The following is a 20,810-nucleotide window of genomic DNA, read 5'->3' as shown; positions in this document are numbered from 1 at the left end:
CCGTCGAGCCGGCGCGATGACGGGCCGGTCTCACGTCCTCAGCCGGCGTGCAGGATCCGAAAGCGATCGGGATCCGCCGGGTCTCGATCGACGACTTGGACCGGCGTCCCAGCCCCTTGCCAGACGCTGGTGCCCGGTGTGCGGGAGAACCGGATCCGGCCGCGAGTGCCTTCGACTGCGACGCGCGGCCAGGCTCCGGCCGTGCGCGCCCGGTCCGCGCCGTGAGTGCGGAGCACATCGGCGAGGACGGTGACCGTGTCGTAGCCCTCGAAGGCGACGAAGGAGGGCGCTTCGGCCAGCCGCTCCCGCAGGGCCGTCTCGACGCGCGCGCCGAGTGGGCCGAGGCGCTCGGGCAGGTAGCGCAGGAACGGGATCGCGGCGCCGTCGCCGCCCAGCAGGGCCGCCCATTCGGCGAACTCCGGTTGCCCGGCCGGAGCACCGATCACGGTCTCGGCGAGGCGCCGGTCCCGGCGGACGGACCGGACGACCGACACCGCCGGTTCCGGGTGGCCGACCAGAAGAAGGAGGGCTGTCGCACGCCGGCCGGCGAGGGCGTCGCACACGCCCGTGGGGCCGAGCGCGCGCATGTCGAGTTCGGTGACGGTGCCGCCGCGCGGAGCGAGGTGGTCCCGCAGGATGCGGGCCCCGGACGCCCAGTAGACACTCGGCTCGGCTGCCACGGCGATGCGGCTGTGGCCCGCCCCGAGGAGGAAGTCCGCGTAGATCCGCCAGCCGTGGGACTGTGCCGGGGCGAGGCGCGCGACCCATTCCGTCGGCTGCTCGGTGAGCGCGTCGAGAACCGCCGACGAGCAGAGGAACGGCAGACCGAGGGCGTCGGCCCGGGCGGCAGCGGCGCGAGCGACGACGCTGTGGTACTCCCCCGCCAAGGCAGCCACGTCCAGGCGGGCCAATTCGTCCACGGCCGCCGCGGCCCGCTCCGGGTCGGCCGCGGTGTCGCGCACCACCAGCCGGAGCGGCCTTCCGACGATCCCGCCGGCGTCGTTGACGTCGCGAACGGCCAGCTCCATTCCGGCGAGCAGGTGCCGGCCCGCCTCGACCCAGCCGGGCCGGGTCAGCGGGACGAGAGCTCCGATCCGGACGGCTGGTCCGTCGGCCCGCTCCGCGACGGGCGACGGCGGTGAGGACGATGGCGGTGGCGGTGGCGGTGGCGGTGGCGGTGGCGGTGGCGGTGGCGGAGCATTCATGCGTTGACGTCTCCCGAGTGACGGTATGGCTGTTCGCCCGGACTGCAGAGGGAACGCCGGTGGCGACGAGACGCCGGTCGGCGGTGTGGCGCACCGGCGTCACACCGTGCCGAACCACGCCTCAGCGAGTGAAGGCAGCGTTCCCTCGGCAGGCACACCCAGTTCCCGCATGTACCAGGGGAGGTCGCTGTACACGTGCAGCAGCGTGTGGGCGAGCAGCGTGGACGGCTCGAAGGTGTGCCCGTACGCCCCGGCCAGCCGGGCCAGCAGTTCCGGATCGCCCCGGGTGACGAACAGGCCGGCGCCCACGAATCGTAGGCGCGGTCCCCGATCATGGCCGGTTCGAAGTCGAAGACCCCGGTCAGGCGCCGGCCGTCGGGGTCCACCAGGAAGTGCTGCCGCATGACCTCGGTGTGCAGCAGAACACGGTGCGGGGCGCGCGGCAGCGGCACCGAGGCGAGGAAATCCGGGATCTGTTCCAGCCAGGCGGCCGCCAGGCCGTGGGCGCGCTGCCGTTCCACGGCCCCGGCAGCCTGGCGGTCCAGGAAGGCGCCCCAGTCCCCGGGGCCGAGGACGTCCTCGAGGGGATCGGGGCCGAGGGAGTGCAGCGCCGCCAGGGTCTCACCGATCTCGGTGACGAGCCGTTCCCGGTGGCTCCGCGGCATCCGGTCCCAGGCGTGGGCCAGGTTCTCGCCGCGGAGCCGGGACATCAGGACGTACCGCCAGCCGTTCTCGTACGGGCCGAAGTCACGTACCTGCGGTGTCGGTACCGGAAGCCGCCCCTGGAGGTGGGTGAGGACGCGGCCCTCGGCGACGCCCCGGCGGGCGGCGGTTCCGGGGAAGAGCTTGAGCACGTGTTCGTCACCCACCGCGTAGACCGGCTGGGACCCGTCCGGGAACCGAGTCAGCGGCACGCCGGCGAGACCGAGACGCGCACAGAGATCCTCCGCTCCCGGACGCATCACCGTCTCGTCGGGGACGACCGCGTCCCACTGCCCGGACGTTTCCACGGGAGGAAGCATGATCGGGACCGTACTTCCGCCGGTCGCCGGGAGGCAACGAGGTTTTCCGGCTCGTCCACGGTCTACCGTTACCTGTCGTACGGCTGTCGCAACGACCGCCACCCCGGCCCGCAGGAGAGAGCACAGCGACATGGCGGCAAAGGAACTCCGCCCCCACCAGCGAGAAGCCGTGGACGCGGTACTGCGGGCCCTGGAGTTGCCCGCCGGGCGGACCGTGCCGGAGCGGGGACTGCGGACACAGGTGGTCATGGCGACCGGGTCGGGCAAGAGTCTCGTCGCCGTACGCAGCGCGGAGGAGCTGCGGGCGGGCCGGGTGCTGGTGCTCGTGCCCTCGCTGGACCTGCTCGCGCAGACGGAGGCCGCGTGGCGCGAGGGAGGCCGTACGGGCCCGGTGGTCGGGGTGTCGTCCCTGCGCGGGACGGAGGCGTCCTTCCCCAACACCACGGACGTGGACGAGCTGGTCGCCCGGGTCCGGCCGTTCGACAAGGTGACGGTGTTCGCCACGTACGCCTCGCTGGGGCTCGGCACGCTGGAGCGCGCGCACGCCGCCGGCCTTCCGGGCTGGGACCTGGTCGTGGTCGACGAGGCGCACCGGACCTCGGGCCGGATCGGCAAGCCGTGGGCGGTCGTCCACGACAACCGGCGGATCCCGTCGCTGCGCCGCCTGTACATGACCGCCACGCCCCGGCTGTGGCAGCTGGACGAGGAGCAGGGACGGGGACAGGAGCAGGGACTGGGGGGCGAGCAGGGGCGGGGCGCGCCGGGTGAGCTGGTGGCTTCGATGGAGGACGATCCGGACGGGCCGTTCGGGGCGCGCTGCCACACCCTCACGCTGTCCCAGGCGATCGACCGCGGCATCTGTGCGCCGTACCAGGTGGTGTGCGTGGATGTCACGGACACGCACTTCCGGGCGGCGGTGCTGCTCGGCGCGGACGGGCGGTCGGAGCGGGTGCGCGGGGCGCGGCTCGCGGCGTTGCAGGCCGCGCTGGTGAAGGCGGCCTCGGAGGAGGGCTTCGCGCGTACGCTCGTCTTCCACCACCTGGTGAGGGAGGCCGAGGCGTTCGCCGCCGGCCTGCCGGACGTCGCCCGGCGGCTGCACGCCGTGGACGCGCGGTCGTATCCGCGCACGGTATGGGCCGACTGGCTGTGCGGAGAACACGCGCCCCGGCACCGCCGCCGGGTTCTCGGCGAGTTCGCCGGCGGCGTCGCCGCGGACGGCACGGTCGCCGAGAAGGCCTTCCTGGGCTCGGTGAAGGTCCTGGGCGAGGGCGTGGACATCCGCGACTGCGACAGCGTCTACTTCGCCGACGTGCGCGGTTCCATGCCCGACCTCGTCCAGGCCGTCGGCCGGGCGCTGCGGATGCGCCCCGGCGAGGGCAAGCTCGCCTCCCTGGTCGTGCCGGTCCTGCTCGGCCCCGGCGAGACGCCGGACACCATGCTCACCTCCCGGGCGTACGGCGGGCTGGCGAAGCTCCTGGAGGCACTCAGGGCGCACGACGCCCGCATCGTGGAGCAGTTGGCCGAACCCCAGGCCCGAAGCGGTGTCAGGGGTGTACAGACACGGACCGCGGGCGACGAGGACCGCGGTGCGGTGTCCTTGCCGGCGCAGGCGCTGCTGAAGTTCAGCACCCCGCGCGACCCCGCGCAGCTGGCCGCGTTCATCAAGCTGCGGGTCCTCCGGCCCGAGCACGCCCACTGGCGCCGCGGCATGGAGGCCGCCGCCGTCTACCACCGGCTCCACGGCGACCTGAAGGTGCCGTTCACCTACCGCGTCCCCGAGGGCGACCGGGCCCGGGAGGCAGGGTGGTCGGCCTCGCTCGCCGCCTTTCCGCTGGGGCAGTGGATCGCCGACGCCCGACGCCTCCACGCCCGCGGCGCCATGGACGACGAGCGCGTGGTGCAGTTGGAGAAGCTGGACATGGTCTGGTCGCACCACGACGTCGCGTGGGAGGAAGGGCTGGCCGCCGCCCGCGGGTGGGCCGCCGAGCACGGGCACCTCCTGGCACCGCTGGACGCCGTGCACCGCGGTCACAAGGTGGGCATCTGGCTGAAGAACGCGCGCGCGGCCGCGCGGCGGGCACAGGAGAACGAGCGGCGGCGGGCCGAGGGCCGGCCGGGGAGGCCGACGGCCGGTGCCCTGTCGCAGGAGCGTCGTGAGCAGCTGGAGGACATCGACCCGGCCTGGTGCCCGGCATGGCCGGTCGAGTGGCAGCGCTGCTTCCATCTGACCCGGCTGCACCTGGAGGCCGGCGGCACGCTGCCCACGGCGCCGGGCGAGGTCGTCCGCCAGGGCGAGGACCTGGGGCGGTGGGTGGCGTCGGTCAGGCTCGGCTGGGACGGGCTCACCGGCGTACAGCAGTGGATGTGCGAGCACATCCTCGGCATCCGGCCCGCCACCGAGGGCGAGAGGCCGCCCGCGCGTCGTACGCAGGCGGAGAAGTGGGCCGTGAACTACGCCGCCGCGCGGCAGTTCTACGAACGTGAAGGGCACCTGCGCGTGCCGCGCAGGCACGTCGAGCGGATCGTGGTCGGCGGCGGGGACGACGACCGCGCCGGCGACGGCGATGAGCGGCAGGAGCTGGAGATCCGGCTCGGGGCGTGGATCGGCAATCAACGCAGCAGGGCCGCGGCGCTCACGCCGGAACGGGTCGAGCGGCTGTCCGCGATCGGGATGCGCTGGGCGTAGCGGTCGCCGTGGCCGATGGGGTATCGCGGCGGTCCGGCGGGTGCCCGGTGCGAACGAAGCGGGTGGCGAGCGTGGGTGCCGTTCGCACTCGGCGCCCGGAACTCGCGCCGGCCTGCGTTTCCGCGGGCCCCCGCGCACCCCGGTCCGCCGGCGCGGACCCGCCTCGTGCATGATCGGTGAGGCCCCTCGACCTCAGGGCGGGGAGGCGCCTACCGAACGCGAAGGAGATGGCGTTGTCCATCTGGGAGTCATCGGCGATATTCGCCGCCGGCATCGGTGCCGGCACCATCAACACCATCGTCGGCTCGGGAACCCTGATCACGTTCCCGGTGCTGCTCGCCACGGGATTGCCGCCGGTGACGGCGACCGTGTCCAACGCCCTGGGGCTGATCCCCGGGTCCGTCAGCGGCGCCATCGGCTACCGGGCGGAGCTGACGGGGCAGCGCCCACTGGTCCTGCGGCTCGGCACCGCGGCCGCGATCGGCGGACTGGCGGGGGCGGTACTGCTGCTCATGCTCCCGGAGACCGCCTTCGAGACGATCGTCCCCGTCCTCGTGGCGCTCGCGCTGGTCCTCGTCGTCCTCCAGCCGCGACTGTCGGCGCTGGTCCAGCGGCGCCGTGCCCGCGCGGGCACGGCCACGAGGACCGACGGCGGTCCGGTCCTCTTCGGCGGCCTCCTGCTCGCCAGCGTCTACGGCGGCTACTTCACGGCGGCCCAGGGGATCATCTACCTCTCCCTGATGGGCACGCTGCTCGACGACAGCATCCAGCGCCTGAACGCCGTGAAGAACGTCCTCGCCGCGATCGTGAACAGCATCGCGGCACTGTTCTTCCTCTTCGTCGCCGACTTCGACTGGACCGCCGTCCTGCTCATCGCCGTGGGCTCCGCGATCGGCGGGCAGCTCGGCGCGCGGATCGGGCGCCGGCTGCCTGCGGCGGCGCTCCGCCTCTTCATCGTCGTCGTCGGCACCTTCGCCATCGTCCAGCTCCTGCTGCGCTGAGACGTTCGCGGGGGCGGCCGGCGAAGCCACACGGCGCGGCGGTCAGACGGCACGGCGGAAGACCTGGCGTGAACCGCCTTCCGGGCCCGGGTCGGTGACCTCGGCCGGCTCGAAGCCGAGGCGCTCGTAGAAGACACGGGCGCCGCCGGCCACGGCGGCCGGGTGGTCGACGCCGAAGGTGACCACCTCAAGGGTGCCCGGCTGCCGTACGAACCGGCGCACGGCCTCCGCCATCAGGGCGCGGCCGACCCCCGTCCCGCGCTGCTCCCGCGACACGACCAGCCAGTGGATGTGGTGGACCGGGCCCTCGGCGCCGAACAGCAGGCCGCCGAGGAGCCCCGGCCCCGACGCATCGGCGACCAGGGCGGTGGACCGCCGGATGTGCTCCCGCACGGCACGGTGAAAGCCCGGTTCCGCGACCATCGGGCCGAACCAGTGCTCGACCTGTGCCGCGAGGCCGAGAAAGCCGTCGAAGTCCTGCTCCTGTGCCGGTCTCACCGTCATCGGGCCAGTGTGACAGACGACCACCGCGCGGCCGGCCGCGAGCGGCGTCGTTCTAGGCTGACGTCATGCAGACACCGGGGGACGTGATCGACGGGCGGTTCGAGCTGCTGGAACGGCTCGGCAACGGAGGCATGGGCACGGTGTGGCGGGCCCTCGACACCGTGCTGCAACGCGAGGTGGCGCTCAAGGCGGTGCGTCCGGACGCGGAGGCCACGGACGTGGTCCGTGAGCGGGTGCTGCGGGAGGCCAGGGCGCTGGCGCGGCTGAACCACCCGCACGTGGTGACGGTCCACCAGGTGATCGAGGCGGGCCCCCACCCATGGATCGTGATGGAGCTGGTCCCCGGCGTCTCACTGGAACAGCGCCTCGCCCAGGGGCCGTTGACGGCTCGGGAGGCGGCGCGGGTCGGCCGGCAGGTGCTGTCCGCGCTGAGTGTCGCCCACGCGGCGGGCGTCCGGCACCGGGACGTCAAACCCGCCAACATCCTGCTGCGGGCCGACGGCACCGCCGTCCTGACCGACTTCGGCATCGCCGCGCTGCACGGCGCGACCGCGCTCACGGCCACCGGCGAACTCGTCGGCTCGCCCGAGTACATGGCTCCGGAGCGCATCCGGGGCCGGGACGACGACCCGGCCTCCGACCTGTGGTCCCTCGGCCTCGTGCTGTACGTCTGCGCCGAGGGCGTGAACCCCCTGCGCCGCACGACGACGCTCGCCACGCTGGCGGCGGTCCTCGACGACCCGGTGCCGCCGCCCGTGCGCTCCGGCCCGCTCGCCCCCGCGCTCACCGCGCTGCTGGTGCGCGATCCGGCGGCACGGCCCGACGCGGCCCGGCTGGACGCCATGCTCGCGCAGGCGGAGTCGGGTGCCGCCGCGCACTGGGACCGGCCGACGGTGACGGCCGGTCCCGCACCGGCGCCCGCGGCGACGCCCACGCAGCCGGACGTGCCGGCACCGGCATCGTGGCCGGACGCCTCGGCCCCCGCTCCGCGTCCGGATGTGCCGGTCCCGGCGCCGCCGCGGCGGCTGCGCAGGCCCGTCCTCGCCGGCGTGGCCGTCACCGCGATCGCCGCCGCGGTGGCGGTCGCCCTGTCGCCGCCGTGGACGGGCGGGAAGGACGGCACCGGCCGCGCGACGGGCGGCCGGACGACAGGCGCGTCCACCACGCCGTCCCCGAGCCCCACTCCCTCCACGCAGCCGCAGTCGCCCGACCCGGAACAAGGCCCGGCCCGGCGACCCGGCCCGTCCGCTGCGACGTCCCCGTCCCACTCCCCCGCTCCGGCCACCACCGCACCGCCCGACGGCCGCGATCCCAGTGGCCGCTGGATCGCCCAGCTGCACTCCGAGCCCGTGTCCTCGGGCACGGCTGCCCGGGACCGGCGACTCGCCCTGGTCCGCGCAACCGTCCCGGACGCCCGACTGCTCCGGAGCGACGACTACGCCTCGCTGCGCCCCGGATACTGGGTGGTCTATGCCCCCGGACCGTTCGGCGACGGCCGTGCGGCACTCGAGTACTGCGCCGAGCACGGCCGTACGACGGCGAACACGTGCCTGGGCCGGTACCTGAGCCGTGACCCGTCCGACGCGCCCCTCCAGTGCCGCCCCCCGGCCACGAACCCCACGGGGCGCTGCGTCCGCAACGGCTGACGGCCCGGCAGCACGGGATGACGGCCTCATCGTCCGTCACGTGTCCGCGGGGGCCGAGGAGGCCGCGGTCCGGCCCCCGGACGGGAAAACCGCGGTTTCCGTTCTCCGCCTCGAGATCCATTCGGCTCGCGGGCGCCTACTCCTCCGGTGGGACCCACCTCGGTCCCGGCGGCGGATGTGCCGAACTGCCGCACGCGACAGGGTGGGTGGCGATTCAGCCACCCCCCTCACAAGGACCGGCATTATTGTGCGAAACAGACGAATAGCATCCGTCCTGGCCGTCAGCGCGGCCGCGGCCCTGGTGCCCGCGCTCACGCCCGCCACCGCTTCTGCGGCCACCACGGCACCCCAGGGCTCCGCGGCCGCGGACCCCTTGCGGAAGTACGCCCAGCAGAAGGCGCGTTGGAAGCGCTGCGACGCCGAGAGCCCGGCCGCCCTCCAGTGCGCGACCCTCAAGGTGCCGCTCGACTACAGCCGCCCCGATGGCAAGACGATCGACCTCGCCGTGTCGCGGATGAAGGCGACCGGCACCAAGGAACGCCGCGGCGTGCTGCTGCTGAACCCGGGCGGTCCCGGCGGCGCCGGCCTCGACATGCCGCTGTACCTGGCGACCGAGCTGCCGGCGGCCGTGAAGAAGCAGTACGACCTCATCGGGTTCGACCCACGGGGCGTCGGCCGGAGCTCTCCTCTCGGCTGCGGACTGAAGGAGAGCGAACTCGACTGGGACCGCCCGTACAAGGCCGCGACCTTCGACAAGGACGTGAAGTGGGCGCGCACCGTCGCCGACAAGTGCCGGGCCAAGGGCGGTGACGCGCTGCGGCACTTCACCACCCGCAACACCGCCCGGGACATGGACGTCATCCGCGCCGTACTGGGCGAGAAGAAGATCTCCTACCTGGGGTACTCCTACGGCACCTACCTCGGCGCCGTCTACACGCAGATGTTCCCCAGGCGCGCCGACCGGTTCGTCCTGGACAGCGCCGTCGATCCGCAGCGGATCTGGCGGGGCATGATCCAGGTGTGGGCGGAGGGCGCGGAGCCCGCGTTCGACCGATGGACCGAGTGGACCGCCCGGCGCCACGCGAAGTACCGGCTGGGCGACACCCCGGCCAAGGTCCGCAAGACCTTCTGGAACCTGGTCGCGCGGGCCGACCGCACACCCGTCGACCTCGACGGGACGCCCGTGACGGGCGACGACATCCGCGCCGGACGGGCCATCTTCTTCGAAGTGGACTACGCCGCCGAGACGGTCGCCGCCCTGAAGAGGGCCGCCGCGGGCAAGAAGCCGGCGCCGTCCCGCGAGCGCGGCTCGTCGCCGAGCCACGTCCCGCCGTCCTTCGCCCGCGCCGTCCCCTCGGACAACGGGGACGCGAGCTTCTGGGCCGTCGTCTGCGCCGACACCCGCTCCTGGCCGCGCGACCCCGAGCAGTACCGCCGCGACGCCGTCCGCGACAAGGCCCGGTACCCGCTGTACGGCGACTTCGCCTCCCACATCAAGCCCTGCGCGTTCTGGAAGCGCGGCGCCGAGCCCGCCACCAAGGTGAACAACAAGGTCGGCGCGCTCATCCTGCAGAACGAGTGGGACTCCCAGACCCCGCTGACCAGCGGGCAGGGCCTGCGCCGGGCGATGAAGGGCGCCCGGATGGTCACGGTCCTCGGCGGCGAGGGCCACGGCATCTACGGCTCGAAGTCCTGCGCCGACAGAACGGCGACGGCCTACCTGACGACCGGCAGGCTCCCGGCGAAGGACCTGACCTGCAGGGCCCCGGCCGACCAGCGCCGGGACCGGCTCCAGCTCCCGGTTCCGGCCCCGCCCGGGGTCCCGGGACTGCACGACCGGTTCCGCGACACGCACCGCTGACCGGCTGAGCGACGCGGGGCCCTGCACCGGTGGCAGGGCCCCACCGCCGTATTCGCGGCCCGACTTGCATGATCATGCGAGATCTTGCATACTTTTCCTCGTGTCCAAGGTTCTCACTTCCCTTCCCTCCGGCGAACGCGTCGGCATCGCCTTCTCCGGCGGCCTCGACACCTCCGTCGCGGTCGCATGGATGCGTGACAAGGGCGCCGTCCCCTGCACGTACACGGCCGACATCGGCCAGTACGACGAGCCCGACATCGCCTCGGTGCCCGGTCGCGCGAAGACGTACGGCGCCGAGATCGCACGACTGATCGACTGTCGCGCCGCGCTGGTGGAGGAAGGCCTGGCCGCCCTCACCTGCGGGGCGTTCCACATCCGCTCGGGCGGGCGCGCCTACTTCAACACCACCCCGCTCGGCCGTGCCGTCACCGGCACCCTCCTGGTCCGGGCGATGCTCGAGGACGACGTCCAGATCTGGGGCGACGGCTCCACCTTCAAGGGCAACGACATCGAGCGCTTCTACCGGTACGGCCTGCTGGCCAACCCGCACCTGCGGATCTACAAGCCCTGGCTGGACGCGGACTTCGTGACCGAGCTCGGCGGCCGCAAGGAGATGTCCGAGTGGCTGCTCGCCCACGGCCTCCCCTACCGCGACAGCACCGAGAAGGCGTACTCCACCGACGCCAACATCTGGGGTGCCACCCACGAGGCCAAGACCCTGGAGCACCTGGACACCGGCGTCGAGACGGTGGAGCCCATCATGGGCGTCCGGTTCTGGGACCCGTCGGTCGAGATCGCCGCCGAGGACGTGACGATCGGCTTCGAGCAGGGGCGCCCCGTCACCATCAACGGCAAGGAGTTCGCCTCTCCCGTCGAGCTGGTGATGGAGGCCAACGCCATCGGCGGCCGGCACGGTCTCGGCATGTCCGACCAGATCGAGAACCGGATCATCGAGGCCAAGAGCCGGGGCATCTACGAGGCCCCCGGGATGGCCCTGCTGCACGCCGCCTACGAGCGTCTGGTCAACGCCATCCACAACGAGGACACCCTCGCCCAGTACCACGTCGAGGGCCGGCGCCTGGGTCGGCTCATGTACGAGGGGCGCTGGCTGGACCCGCAGGCGCTGATGATCCGGGAGTCGCTGCAGCGCTGGGTCGGCGCGGCCGTGACCGGCGAGGTCACCCTGCGGCTGCGGCGCGGCGAGGACTACTCGATCCTCGACACCACGGGCCCGGCGTTCAGCTACCACCCGGACAAGCTGTCGATGGAGCGTACGGAGGACTCCGCGTTCGGCCCGGTCGACCGGATCGGCCAGCTCACCATGCGCAACCTCGACATCGCCGACTCGCGCGCCAAGCTGGAGCAGTACGCGGGCCTGGGGCTCATCGGCACCGGCAGCTCCGCCATCGGCGCGGCCCAGGCGGCCGCGACCGGACTGATCGGGACCATGCCGGAGATGCCGCAGGGCGGCGCCGAGGCCATCGCCTCCCGCGGTGAGGTCTCCGGGGAGGACGAGCTGCTGGACCGCGCCGCGATGGAGTCCGGCACGGACTGACCTCCGGCGGCCCGGGGGACATCGGGCCGGCCCCGCGCCGGTGGCGCGGGGCCGGCCCTTCGCCGTTGTCCGCAGCCGTCAACCGGAGCGGTCGGCGTAGGGTGTTGGTGCTGTATGACGAGGGCCGTCACTCCCCCGCGCGGGAGGGCCGGCCCTTCCGCGCGCTCGGGGGCGGCGTCGATGAGGGGGGAACCATTGACCGGCAGTACTGCGCTGGAGCACAAACTCGCGCAGCGTCTCTATGTGATCGCCGTCCAGGACGCCGCCTGGTCACCGGCGGCCGTGTGCGGGCGGCTGGGCTGGAGCAGTGAGGAGTACACGGCGGCCATCCAGGTCCTGTCCGAACTCGGCCTGCTGGTGCGGACCACCGCCACGCCCAGCGGCTGGGCCTGCGTGTCGTCCGAGTCCGCGCTCGATCACCTCCTCGCCGCCGACGCCCGCCGCGTCGCCGAACTCGTCGAGCAGACCACCCGCACCCGCGAGGCGATGGTGCGCATGCTCACCGACTTCCACCCCATCCACGCCATGCGCGTCTCCGGCACCCAGGCCCAGCTGGTGGAGGGCACGGCCAATATCGCGACCGCCCTGGAGGACGCCGCGCAGCAGGCGCACGAAGAGGTGGTCTCGCTGCACCCGGGCCGCGGGGCGCCCGAGCACATGGTGGAGGAGGGCCTCGCGCGCGACCGGCGGGCACTGCGGCGGGGGGTCGCGATGCGTACCGTCCATCTCGCCTCGTCCGCCGCACTGCCCCACATGGCCGCCTATCTCCGGGAATTGCAGAAGGCGGGCGGCCGGGTGCGTACCGCTGTGACGCTGCCGCACCGGCTCATCGTCGTCGACCGGCATCTGGCGATCGTGCCCGCCACCGGCACGGACGGGCAGCAGGCGGCCGTCGTCGTCTACGACCCCTCCCTGGTCGAGGTGTTCCGCAGCCAGTTCGAGTACGCGTGGGCGCAGGCGGCCCCCTTCGGCTCGGGGGCGCACACCGTCAAGGACGAACTCGCGGGGGGCCGGCCGGACCGGCGGCAGCGGGCGGTCCTGCGGTTACTCGCGGAGGGTCTGACCGACGAGGCGGTCGCCCGGCGGCTCGGCGTCTCCGACCGCACCGTCCGCCGGATGGTCGGCGAGCTGACCTCGGCGCTCGGCGCCACCAGCCGGTTCCAGGTCGCGGTCCTCGCCGAGCGGGCCGGCTGGCTGGTCCCGGCGGCGCCTGAGCAGGATGTGCGCGAGGACCCCGGCGAGGAGTCCCCAGAAGGGTGAGCCGATGCCGGCGACCGTCACTCCGGAAGCGGTCGCGAGGAAGGTGATGACGGAGGCCTCCCGGTGGCGTTCGTCGGCGACGGTACGGGCCAGGCTTCCGCAGAGCGCGCCGAGCAGCGCCACCCCGGCCAGGGTCGCCACGAGCGCCTTCGGCAACCCGGTGAACAGGGCGACGAGTGTCGAGCCGAAGCAACCCACGACCAGGTAGCCGATGCCGCAACTCACTCCGGCGACCCACCGCCTGGCCGGATCGCGGTGCGCCTCGGGGCCGGTGCAGATGGCGGCGGTGATGGCCGCCGGGTTGACGGCGTGCGAGCCGAACGGCGCGAGCAGCGTCGAGACCGCGCCGGTCGTCCCGCACACCAGTCGCTCGTCGGGCCGGTAGCCGTCCGCGCGCAGCACGGCCATGCCCGGCGCGTACTGCCCGGCGAGCGTGGCGACGAGCAGCGGCACGCCGATGCCGATGAGCGCCCCCGCCGAGAACTGCGGTGCCGTCAGATGCGGCACGGCCAGGCCGGGCCCGGTGATGTCGGTGATGTCCGGGCCGAGGCCGCCGCCGGCCGCGGCGACGGCGAGCCCGGCGGCGAGCGCACCCATCACCGCGTAGGTCGGCCACAGGCGCTTGACGAGCAGGTAGCCGACCACCATGGCGCCGGCCAGCAGTGGGGCCGAGCGCAACGAGGTGAAGATCGCCGTGCCGAACGAGAAGAGGATCCCGGCGAGCATCGCCGAGACGACGCCCTCCGGGATCCGGGCCAGGACGCGGGTGAACACCCCGGTGGCGGTCAGCACCGTGGCCGCGACGCCCGCGAGGAGGAAGGCGCCGACGGCCTCGGCGTAGTCGTGCTGGGCGAGGGCCGTGACCAGGATGGCGGCGCCCGGCGTCGAGAACGCCGTGATCACCGGTGTGCGGGTCCACCAGCTGAGCCCGACGCAGGTCAGGCCCGCGCCGATGGAGATCGCCCACACCCACGAGGAACTCTGCGCCGCGCTCAGGCCGGCCGCGTCGGCGGCGGCCAGGACGAGGGCGAGCGGCCCCGCGTAGGAGACCGCCATCGCCACCACGCCCGCGTTGACCGCGGAGAAGGACACCGACCGCATCACTCGCACCGACTCATCCCCAGATGAAGGAGAACAAAGAGATTTCAGACATCGCGACACCTCCCCCGAAGCCGTTGCCGCGCCGTCCCACATGCTGCCGCACCGCACGGGCCGGTGGCACCCCGGGGGGCGTCCGCTTCAGGCCGCGTCCCCTACCGGACAGGTCCGAGGCGTGACCGGTGTGGGTCATGGACGTTTCCGGACGGTCAACTTCCCTGGTCACGGCGTTCGCCGGGGCCACAGGATCTCCGGCATGACGACTTATGCGGAACCCCGTGCAGACCTCGCCGCGCTCGCCCTGGAGCCGGCCGACACCGCCCTTCTCGACGAACTGCTGCGCGACGCGGCGCAGTTGCCGGGTCCCCTGGAACAGATGCTGCAGACCGCGGAGTTCGCCTCGCTCGCCGGACGTCTGCCGTCCCGGCTGCGCGCCGGCATCGAGTCCTTCCGTGACACACCGCCGGACCACGGTCTGCTCGTGGTCCGCGGACTGCCCGTCGGCGACATCCCGGCGACTCCGGCGGCGTACGGCGCCAACGTCCTCGGCGAGAGGCACGCCTCCAGTCTGCTCGTCGCCCTGGTCGCGCACCCGCTGGGCGGGCTGATCGGCTACGAGGACGAGAAGTCCGGGGCGCTCGTGCACGACGTGTACCCGGTCGCCGGTGACGCGGCGAAGCCTCTGAACTCCGGCTCCACCCTCTTCGACTTCCACACCGAGAACGTCCACCACCCGGTACGGCCCTCGCACCTGGGCCTGCTGTGCCTGCGCCCCGACCACGACCGGCGGGCGGCCACCATGGTCGCCTCGGTCCGCGAGGCGGAGCCGCTGCTCTCCGCCGCCGACCGGGAGCTGCTGCGCACCGACCGCTACCGGAGCCGCTTCCCGCTCTCCTTCACCCGGGGTCTCGCCGAGGACGAGCGGCCGGTGACCGAGCCGCACCCGGTCCTCATGGACGGCCCGGACGGTGCCCCCGGTACGCGGGTCCGGTTCAACATGCACAACACCTTCGGCACCGACGCGGAGGCACAGGCCGCCCTGGAGCGCCTCAACCGGGCCATGCACACGGTGCACCGCGCGGTGCGGGCCGACCGGGGCGAACTGCTCCTGGTCGACAACCGGATCGTGGTGCACGGCCGCAGCGACTTCACGCCCCGCTACGACGGCGACGACCGCTGGCTGCGCCGTTTCTACCCGTACCCCGGCGAGCTGCGCGCCGACGTCCTGGTGCGGGCCGGTGGCCGGGTGCTCAGCAAGGACAGCTACGCCCGTGCATGACCTGACCCTGACCGCGGCGGTGCTGCTCTGCATCGCCGCGGCGCTCGCGGGCTGGGTGGACGCGGTGGTCGGCGGCGGCGGGCTGCTGCAGGTGCCCGCCCTGCTGATCGCCTTTCCGCAGCTGGCCCCCGCGTACGCCCTCGGCACCAACAAGGCGGTCGGCGTGGTGGGCACCTCGGCGGCGGCGGTGACGTACGCCCGCAGAGCCCCCGTCGACGTGCGGCTCGCGGCCCGGCTCGGCTCTGTGGCGGCCCTGGCGGCGGTGGGTGGGGCGTTCTTCGCGGCCGGCGTGAAGAGCGAGGTCCTGCGCCCGGTGATCATGGTGCTGCTGCTCGCCGTCGCCGCGTTCATCGTTCTGAAGCCGCAGTTCGGACAGCGGCCCGGTGGCGCCGTGTCCCGGCAGCGGGTCCTGGCCGCCGTGGTGGTCGTCGGCGCGGGCATCGGCTTCTACGACGGTCTGCTGGGGCCCGGCACCGGAACCTTCCTGGTGATCGGCCTGGTCGCGGTCCTGTCCATGGACATGGTCACGGCGTCGGCCACCGCGAAGGTCGTCAACGTGGGGACGAACCTGGGCGCGCTCGCGATGTTCGCGTACCAGGGAACGGTGCTGTGGGCGCTGGCCCCCTTCCTGGCGATGTTCAATCTGGCGGGCGCCTCGGTGGGCGCGCGCATGGCGCTCAAACGCGGCAGCGGTTTCGTGCGGGCGGTACTGCTCGTCGTGGTGACCGTGCTGGTCGGCAAGCTGGCACTCGACCAATGGGGGACCTGAGATGACCATCGGAATCCTGGGCGGAATGGGCCCGTTGGCCACGGTCGACTTCTACCGGAAGGTGATCGACGCGACCCCGGCCGGTGCCGACCAGGACCATCTGCCGGTCGTGGTGTGGGCCGACCCGACGGTCCCGGACCGCTCCGCGGCGCTGACCGGTCGCGGGCCGGACCCGACGCCGTGGCTGGTCCGGGGTGCGCACCGGCTCGAGGCCATGGGGGCGCGGGTCATCGCGACCCCGTGCAACACCGCGCACGCCTTCCTCGACGCGGTGCGGACCAGTGTGCGCGCACCGATGCTCGACATGATCGCGGAGACGGTCGGCGAGATCCGTTCCCGCCACCCCGAGGTGACGTCGGCCGGGCTGCTGGCCACGACCGGCACGGTGCGCGCCGGGCTCTATCAGCGAGCCCTGGAGGCGGCGGGGCTGCGGGTCGTGGTGCCGGGCGAACTCTGCCAGGGCGAGGCGGTGACGGGCGCCATCCGCCGGGTCAAGGCGGGCGACGTCGGTCCCGCCGCGGTCTGCCTCATCGAGCGCGCGGCCGAGGAGCTGGCGGCCCGGGGGTCGGGCCTGCTCGTGGCGGGCTGCACCGAACTGCCCCTGCTCCTCGGCGAGCTGAGCGCCGGCCTGCCGGTCGTCGACCCCACGGCCGCACTGGCGAGGGCGACGGTACGGGAGGCCCTGGCTCCGGCCGGTGCCGTCTGAGGCCGGTGCCGTCCGAGCGGCGCCCGTTCAACTCTGCGGAGACCACCCGGGGTACTGCCTGGCCGACCCGCGGCTGCGCCCCGGTGGCGACCCGGCGCACGTGTGGGACTGGTACAAGTCCAACGGCTGCCTGTTCGGCTCCCACCGGGCGACCATGATGGCCGGCTGGGACCCGACGCTGCACGCCGACGGACCCGGCCACCACAGCTTCGTCCTGCTCGACGGCGACATCGGCACGAGCCCTCCGGCAGGCCCCGGGTTCCCGCTGATGTTCCACGCGGTGCCGAAGGGAACGCCGTACGCGTGGGAGGACCGCCACTGGTACACCGGGACGTTCGCCTGGTGGGCAAACACGACCTACAGCCGCAGCGACGTTCCCGGCGCGCCCCACGACACCGGCTGGAGCCTCAAGTTCTTCGAGTGGCCGGGCGGTCGGCGCGGCGCGGCGGAGGCCGGGCGGCAGCGTGACGATCCGACGGCGGGTTCGCCCCTCCCCCCACCCGGGTGATCGAGGTGGACGGTGCGTTCGCCGTCGACCGCGCCCTCACCCCGGCGCCCCCACTACCGGTACGCCCCCCCTGCGTGCGATATGCCACATATCGCCTTAACCTCTCAGAGGAGAGACGCGGGCAACCAACGGTCGGTTGAGCCGGCGGAAGGCGAGCTTCCATGGCTGAGCGGCGTACCGGGTCCGGTCTGGCAGGAGAGCTGTCGGCCGAATTCGCGGGCACGATGATCCTCATCCTCTTCGGCTGTGGCGTGGTCGCCCAGGTGATCGCGGGCGGGGCACTGACAGATCCGGCGGGCGGCCTCGGAGACCACGACAGCATCGCCTGGGCCTGGGGCCTCGGCGTCACGCTGGGCGTCTATGTGGCGGCGCGGTTGAGCGGCGCCCACATCAATCCCGCGGTCACGCTCGGGCTCGCCGTGTTCAAGGGGTTCCCGTGGCGCAAGGTGGCACCGTACATGGTGGCCCAGACGGCCGGCGCCTTCGTGGCGGCGCTCCTGGTCCGCTGGAACTACACGGAAGCACTGGCGAAGGCCGACCCCGGGCACACCATCAAGACCCAGGCGGTGTTCTCCACGCTCCCCGCCAACGGCAACACGAACCTGCCGATCGGCGAGTGGGGCGCGTTCCGCGACCAGGTCATCGGCACCGCCATCCTGCTGCTGCTCGTCATGGCCGTCACGGACCTGCTGAACACCCCGCCGGGCGCCAACCTGGCCCCCTTCATCATCGGCCTGATCGTCGTCGCGATCGGCATGGCCTGGGGCACCAACGCCGGCTACGCGATCAACCCCGCGCGTGACTTCGGGCCCCGGCTGGCCAGTTTCCTCACGGGCTACGGCGGGGCGTGGCGGGACCAGTACGGGAACCTCTATTTCTGGGTGCCGATCCTCGGTCCCCTCGTCGGCGGTGTCCTCGGCGCCGGCCTGTACAAGGCTCTCGTCGGCCGGTTCCTGCCGAAGGCGGAGCCCGAGCCGCCGGGACGCGTCCCGGCGCCAGAGCCCTGACCCCGGCCCGGAGAGGCGGCAATCATGGCGGACTTCGTCGGTGCGGTGGACCAAGGAACCACCAGTACGCGCTTCATGATCTTCGACCACGGCGGCAACGAGGTGGCGAAGCACCAGCTGGAACACGCCCAGATCCTTCCGCGCTCGGGCTGGGTGGAGCACGATCCGGTGGAGATCTGGGAGCGCACCAACTCGGTGATGCAGAACGCCCTGCGCTACAACGGTCTGTCGGCGACGGACCTGGCCGCGATCGGCATCACCAACCAGCGGGAGACCACGGTGGTCTGGGACCCCCGCAACGGCCGCCCCTACTACAACGCCATCGTGTGGCAGGACACCCGTACCGACGGGATCGCGGCGAACCTCGAACGCTCGGGGAAGGGCGACGTCATCCGGCGCAAGGCGGGTCTGCCGCCTGCGACGTACTTCTCCGCCGGCAAGATCCAGTGGATCCTGGAGAACGTCGACGGCGTCCGGGAAGCGGCCGAACGCGGGCACGCCCTGTTCGGCAACACGGACGCCTGGGTGCTGTGGAACCTGACCGGCGGGCCCGACGGCGGCATCCACGCCACCGATGTGACCAACGCCAGCCGCACCATGCTCATGGACCTGGAGACCCTCGACTGGGACGACGAGCTGCTGGGCTTCTTCGGCATCCCGCGGGAGATGCTGCCCACCATCAACGCCTCCTCCCACCGCGAGGCCTACGGTGCGGCGCGCACCTCCCGGCCCCTGCGCGCCGCCGTCCCCATCACCGGCGTACTCGGCGACCAGCAGGCGGCCACCGTCGGACAGGTCTGCTTCACTCCCGGCGAGGCCAAGAACACCTACGGCACCGGCAACTTCCTCGTCCTCAACACCGGAACGGACCTGGTGCGTTCCGAGCACGGGCTGCTCACCACCGTGGCCTACCGGTTCGGTGACGCTCCCGTGGTCTACGCCCTGGAGGGGTCCATCGCGGTGACCGGGTCGGCCGTGCAGTGGCTGCGCGACCAGATGAAGATCATCAAGACCGCGGCCGAGAGCGAGGATCTCGCCCGTACCGTCGAGGACAACGGCGGGATGTACTTCGTGCCGGCCTTCTCGGGGCTCTTCGCCCCCTACTGGCGCTCCGACGCCCGGGGCGCCATCGTCGGCCTCGCCCGTTACAACGACAACGGGCATCTGGCGCGGGCCACGCTGGAGTCCATCTGCTACCAGAGCCGCGATGTCGTCGAGGCCATGGAACAGGACTCCGGAGTGCACCTGGACGTCCTGAAGGTCGACGGTGGTGTCACGGCCAACGAACTGTGCATGCAGATCCAGGCCGACGTCCTCGGTGTCCCGGTCAGCCGGCCCGTCGTCGCGGAGACCACCGCGCTCGGAGCCGCCTACGCGGCGGGACTGGCCACCGGGTTCTGGCGGGACACCGACGAACTGCGCACCCACTGGAAGGAGTCCAGGCGCTGGGAACCCCAGTGGTCCGAGGAACGGCGCGCGGCGGGCTACGAGGGCTGGAAGATGGCGGTCGAACGCACTCTCGGCTGGGTCAAGGTCGACTAGCGGCCCGTGGGTGGGCCGCGTCGATGTCGGCGCTCGCCGTACCGATCAGCCCACTCCGTTTGTCCTGACGCCATGGGGCACTCAAGGTGGAACGCGTGGGCTCGTGAGAGGAGTGACCGTGACAGCCTTGTCAGCGTTCCGCGGCCGGGGCGCGCTCGCGGCGGCCGCCCTCGCCCTGGCGGTGACCGCGAGCGGATGCGGCGGGGACGACGAGTTCTCCCTGCCGGACTGGGGGGCGCCGGGCCAGAACGCCCGGGTCGGCGACATCATGATCCGGTACGCGCATGTGGCCGAGCCGCGGGAGGAACCGTGGCAGCCCGGAGACGACGTCCCCGCATACCTGTGGCTCTACAACAAGGGCGACGAGGCGGACAGGCTCGTGGGCGCCGAAACGCCGAACGCGGCCTCCGTGGACATCGTCGACTCCGACGGCAAAGTGCTTCCCGACGGCGTCGAGCTACCGGTGAACCAGCTCGTGGAGCTGGAATCCGGCAGGCCCCACCTGGTCCTGCGGGACGTGAGCGAGACCATCAGGGGCGGCGACTTCATGAAGTTCACCTTGCGGTTCGAGAACGCGGGACCGATCACCTTCAACATCGCGGCGCAGGTTCCCGTCCGCGACGAGAGTCCTTCGCCGACGCGGTGAGCCGAGCCGTCCGGCGGTCGGGGCCCTGGTGGCCGGGCCCTGATGGTGCGGGGATATCCCGTTGTGGGGTCGGGGGCCCGGCCATAGGGTCCCGGCATGTCTCTGCGTCTTCGTATGCGTCAAGCCCTTCCGGAAGCGATGCGCGCCCGCGACAAGGCCGCGGTGAGCGCCCTGCGCGCGACGCTGGCCGCGCTGGACAACGCGGAGGCGGTGCCCGTGGACGAGGCCGGCATGCGCGGCCCGGCCCTCGAACAGTCACCGGTCGGCGCCGGTGCCACCGAGGTGACGCGGCGGGAGCTGAGTGAGCACACCGTGGCGGAAGTCGTGCGCGCCGAGGCCACCGAACGCCTGGCGGCCGCAGCGCAGTTGACCGCGCCCGCCCACGCCGGCCGAGTCGCGCGGCTGCGCGCGGAGGCCGCGGTGCTGCTTCGCTTCCTCGACGGCGACGGCACGCCGTAGAACGCGGCTGGTCCGTCACGGCGCAGGCGCTGCCCGCCGGCCGGCGGGCCGCCGCG

15 protein-coding genes and 3 pseudogenes are annotated in these 20,810 nt (G+C 72.9%); 14 read left to right on the top strand and 4 right to left on the bottom strand.

Annotated elements, in window-relative coordinates:
- Positions 1 to 38: 38 nt before the first annotated feature.
- Together ACLGIH_RS32705 and ACLGIH_RS32700 are read right to left on the bottom strand one after the other, a co-directional pair.
- Complete coding sequence (locus tag ACLGIH_RS32705; RefSeq protein WP_416528898.1) at positions 39 to 1,205, bottom strand: ABC transporter substrate-binding protein; 1,167 nt, start codon at positions 1,203 to 1,205, stop codon at positions 39 to 41.
- Between the two features lie 99 nt (positions 1,206 to 1,304).
- Positions 1,305 to 2,227: pseudogene (locus ACLGIH_RS32700) on the bottom strand (phosphotransferase).
- A gap of 130 nt (positions 2,228 to 2,357) precedes the next feature.
- Here ACLGIH_RS32700 and ACLGIH_RS32695 point away from each other — a divergent pair.
- Both ACLGIH_RS32695 and ACLGIH_RS32690 read left to right on the top strand, forming a co-directional pair.
- The gene (locus tag ACLGIH_RS32695; RefSeq protein WP_416528897.1) at positions 2,358 to 4,913 is read left to right on the top strand and encodes a DEAD/DEAH box helicase; all 2,556 of its coding nucleotides are present in this window, start codon (positions 2,358 to 2,360) and stop codon (positions 4,911 to 4,913) included.
- Positions 4,914 to 5,140: 227 nt separating this feature from the next.
- Complete coding sequence (locus ACLGIH_RS32690) at positions 5,141 to 5,914, top strand: sulfite exporter TauE/SafE family protein (RefSeq protein ID WP_416528896.1); 774 nt, start codon at positions 5,141 to 5,143, stop codon at positions 5,912 to 5,914.
- Positions 5,915 to 5,956: 42 nt separating this feature from the next.
- Here ACLGIH_RS32690 and ACLGIH_RS32685 read toward each other — a convergent pair whose 3' ends face one another.
- Entirely contained in the window at positions 5,957 to 6,418 is a 462-nt protein-coding gene (locus ACLGIH_RS32685) for a GNAT family N-acetyltransferase (protein ID WP_416528895.1), read from the bottom strand.
- A 65-nt stretch (positions 6,419 to 6,483) separates the two neighbouring features.
- On the opposite strand from ACLGIH_RS32685, the gene ACLGIH_RS32680 reads away from it, so the two are divergent.
- The 4 genes and pseudogenes from ACLGIH_RS32680 to ACLGIH_RS32665 form a co-directional block, all read left to right on the top strand.
- Complete coding sequence (locus tag ACLGIH_RS32680; RefSeq protein ID WP_416528894.1) at positions 6,484 to 8,064, top strand: serine/threonine-protein kinase; 1,581 nt, start codon at positions 6,484 to 6,486, stop codon at positions 8,062 to 8,064.
- Between the two features lie 247 nt (positions 8,065 to 8,311).
- Positions 8,312 to 9,925 (top strand): alpha/beta hydrolase, encoded by a 1,614-nt coding sequence (locus ACLGIH_RS32675; RefSeq protein ID WP_416528893.1) that lies wholly within the window; start codon positions 8,312 to 8,314, stop codon positions 9,923 to 9,925.
- A gap of 100 nt (positions 9,926 to 10,025) precedes the next feature.
- Positions 10,026 to 11,480, top strand: a complete 1,455-nt coding sequence (argG, locus tag ACLGIH_RS32670; RefSeq protein WP_416528892.1) for an argininosuccinate synthase — start codon at positions 10,026 to 10,028, stop codon at positions 11,478 to 11,480.
- A 114-nt stretch (positions 11,481 to 11,594) separates the two neighbouring features.
- Positions 11,595 to 12,599: pseudogene (locus ACLGIH_RS32665) on the top strand (helix-turn-helix domain-containing protein); the annotation flags it as partial.
- On the opposite strand, the gene ACLGIH_RS32660 reads toward ACLGIH_RS32665, so the two are convergent.
- Entirely contained in the window at positions 12,525 to 13,841 is a 1,317-nt protein-coding gene (locus ACLGIH_RS32660) for a benzoate/H(+) symporter BenE family transporter (protein WP_416529546.1), read from the bottom strand. The pseudogene ACLGIH_RS32665 and the gene ACLGIH_RS32660 sit on opposite strands and share 75 nt — an antisense overlap.
- Positions 13,842 to 14,094: 253 nt before the next feature.
- On the opposite strand from ACLGIH_RS32660, the gene ACLGIH_RS32655 reads away from it, so the two are divergent.
- The 8 genes and pseudogenes from ACLGIH_RS32655 to ACLGIH_RS32620 all read left to right on the top strand — a co-directional run bounded on the left by ACLGIH_RS32655 (position 14,095) and on the right by ACLGIH_RS32620 (position 20,754).
- Positions 14,095 to 15,117 carry a TauD/TfdA family dioxygenase gene (locus ACLGIH_RS32655; RefSeq protein ID WP_416528891.1) on the top strand — a complete coding sequence of 341 codons (1,023 nt, stop codon included), beginning with the start codon at positions 14,095 to 14,097 and terminating at the stop codon, positions 15,115 to 15,117.
- Positions 15,110 to 15,886, top strand: coding sequence for a sulfite exporter TauE/SafE family protein (locus tag ACLGIH_RS32650; protein WP_416528890.1), 777 nt, complete (start codon positions 15,110 to 15,112; stop codon positions 15,884 to 15,886). The genes ACLGIH_RS32655 and ACLGIH_RS32650 overlap by 8 nt, the downstream gene beginning before the upstream one ends.
- Before the next feature lies 1 nt (position 15,887).
- Complete coding sequence (cuyB, locus tag ACLGIH_RS32645) at positions 15,888 to 16,592, top strand: cysteate racemase (protein ID WP_416528889.1); 705 nt, start codon at positions 15,888 to 15,890, stop codon at positions 16,590 to 16,592.
- A 52-nt stretch (positions 16,593 to 16,644) separates the two neighbouring features.
- Positions 16,645 to 17,013: pseudogene (locus tag ACLGIH_RS32640) on the top strand (hydrolase); the annotation flags it as partial.
- A 248-nt stretch (positions 17,014 to 17,261) separates the two neighbouring features.
- Positions 17,262 to 18,107, top strand: coding sequence for an MIP/aquaporin family protein (locus ACLGIH_RS32635; RefSeq protein ID WP_416528888.1), 846 nt, complete (start codon positions 17,262 to 17,264; stop codon positions 18,105 to 18,107).
- A gap of 24 nt (positions 18,108 to 18,131) precedes the next feature.
- A complete protein-coding gene (gene glpK, locus ACLGIH_RS32630; protein WP_416528887.1) occupies positions 18,132 to 19,649 on the top strand; it encodes a glycerol kinase GlpK in 1,518 nt (505 codons plus the stop codon).
- 118 nt (positions 19,650 to 19,767) lie between these two features.
- A complete protein-coding gene (locus ACLGIH_RS32625) occupies positions 19,768 to 20,295 on the top strand; it encodes a copper chaperone PCu(A)C (protein WP_416528886.1) in 528 nt (175 codons plus the stop codon).
- Between the two features lie 138 nt (positions 20,296 to 20,433).
- Positions 20,434 to 20,754: a hypothetical protein gene (locus ACLGIH_RS32620; protein WP_416529545.1), complete on the top strand. Its 321-nt coding sequence runs from the start codon at positions 20,434 to 20,436 to the stop codon at positions 20,752 to 20,754.
- Positions 20,755 to 20,810 lie beyond the last annotated feature (56 nt).

Origin of the sequence: Streptomyces hamibioticus, assembly GCF_047946815.1 — a bacterium.
GTDB lineage: Bacteria > Actinomycetota > Actinomycetes > Streptomycetales > Streptomycetaceae > Streptomyces.
This window is presented reverse-complemented; position numbering and strand designations above follow the sequence as displayed.

Bases quoted from the DNA above. Each gene is read 5' to 3' on its own strand.
- ACLGIH_RS32690 (WP_416528896.1), top strand. From the start codon at position 5,141: ATGGCGTTGTCCATCTGGGAGTCATCGGCGATATTCGCCGCCGGCATC.
- glpK (WP_416528887.1), top strand. From the start codon at position 18,132: ATGGCGGACTTCGTCGGTGCGGTGGACCAAGGAACCACCAGTACGCGC.
- cuyB (WP_416528889.1), top strand. From the start codon at position 15,888: ATGACCATCGGAATCCTGGGCGGAATGGGCCCGTTGGCCACGGTCGAC.
- ACLGIH_RS32680 (WP_416528894.1), top strand. From the start codon at position 6,484: ATGCAGACACCGGGGGACGTGATCGACGGGCGGTTCGAGCTGCTGGAA.
- ACLGIH_RS32635 (WP_416528888.1), top strand. From the start codon at position 17,262: ATGGCTGAGCGGCGTACCGGGTCCGGTCTGGCAGGAGAGCTGTCGGCC.
- ACLGIH_RS32660 (WP_416529546.1), bottom strand. From the start codon at position 13,841: ATGCGGTCGGTGTCCTTCTCCGCGGTCAACGCGGGCGTGGTGGCGATG.
- ACLGIH_RS32705 (WP_416528898.1), bottom strand. From the start codon at position 1,205: ATGAATGCTCCGCCACCGCCACCGCCACCGCCACCGCCACCGCCACCG.
- ACLGIH_RS32655 (WP_416528891.1), top strand. From the start codon at position 14,095: ATGACGACTTATGCGGAACCCCGTGCAGACCTCGCCGCGCTCGCCCTG.
- ACLGIH_RS32685 (WP_416528895.1), bottom strand. From the start codon at position 6,418: ATGACGGTGAGACCGGCACAGGAGCAGGACTTCGACGGCTTTCTCGGC.
- ACLGIH_RS32620 (WP_416529545.1), top strand. From the start codon at position 20,434: ATGCGCGCCCGCGACAAGGCCGCGGTGAGCGCCCTGCGCGCGACGCTG.
- ACLGIH_RS32695 (WP_416528897.1), top strand. From the start codon at position 2,358: ATGGCGGCAAAGGAACTCCGCCCCCACCAGCGAGAAGCCGTGGACGCG.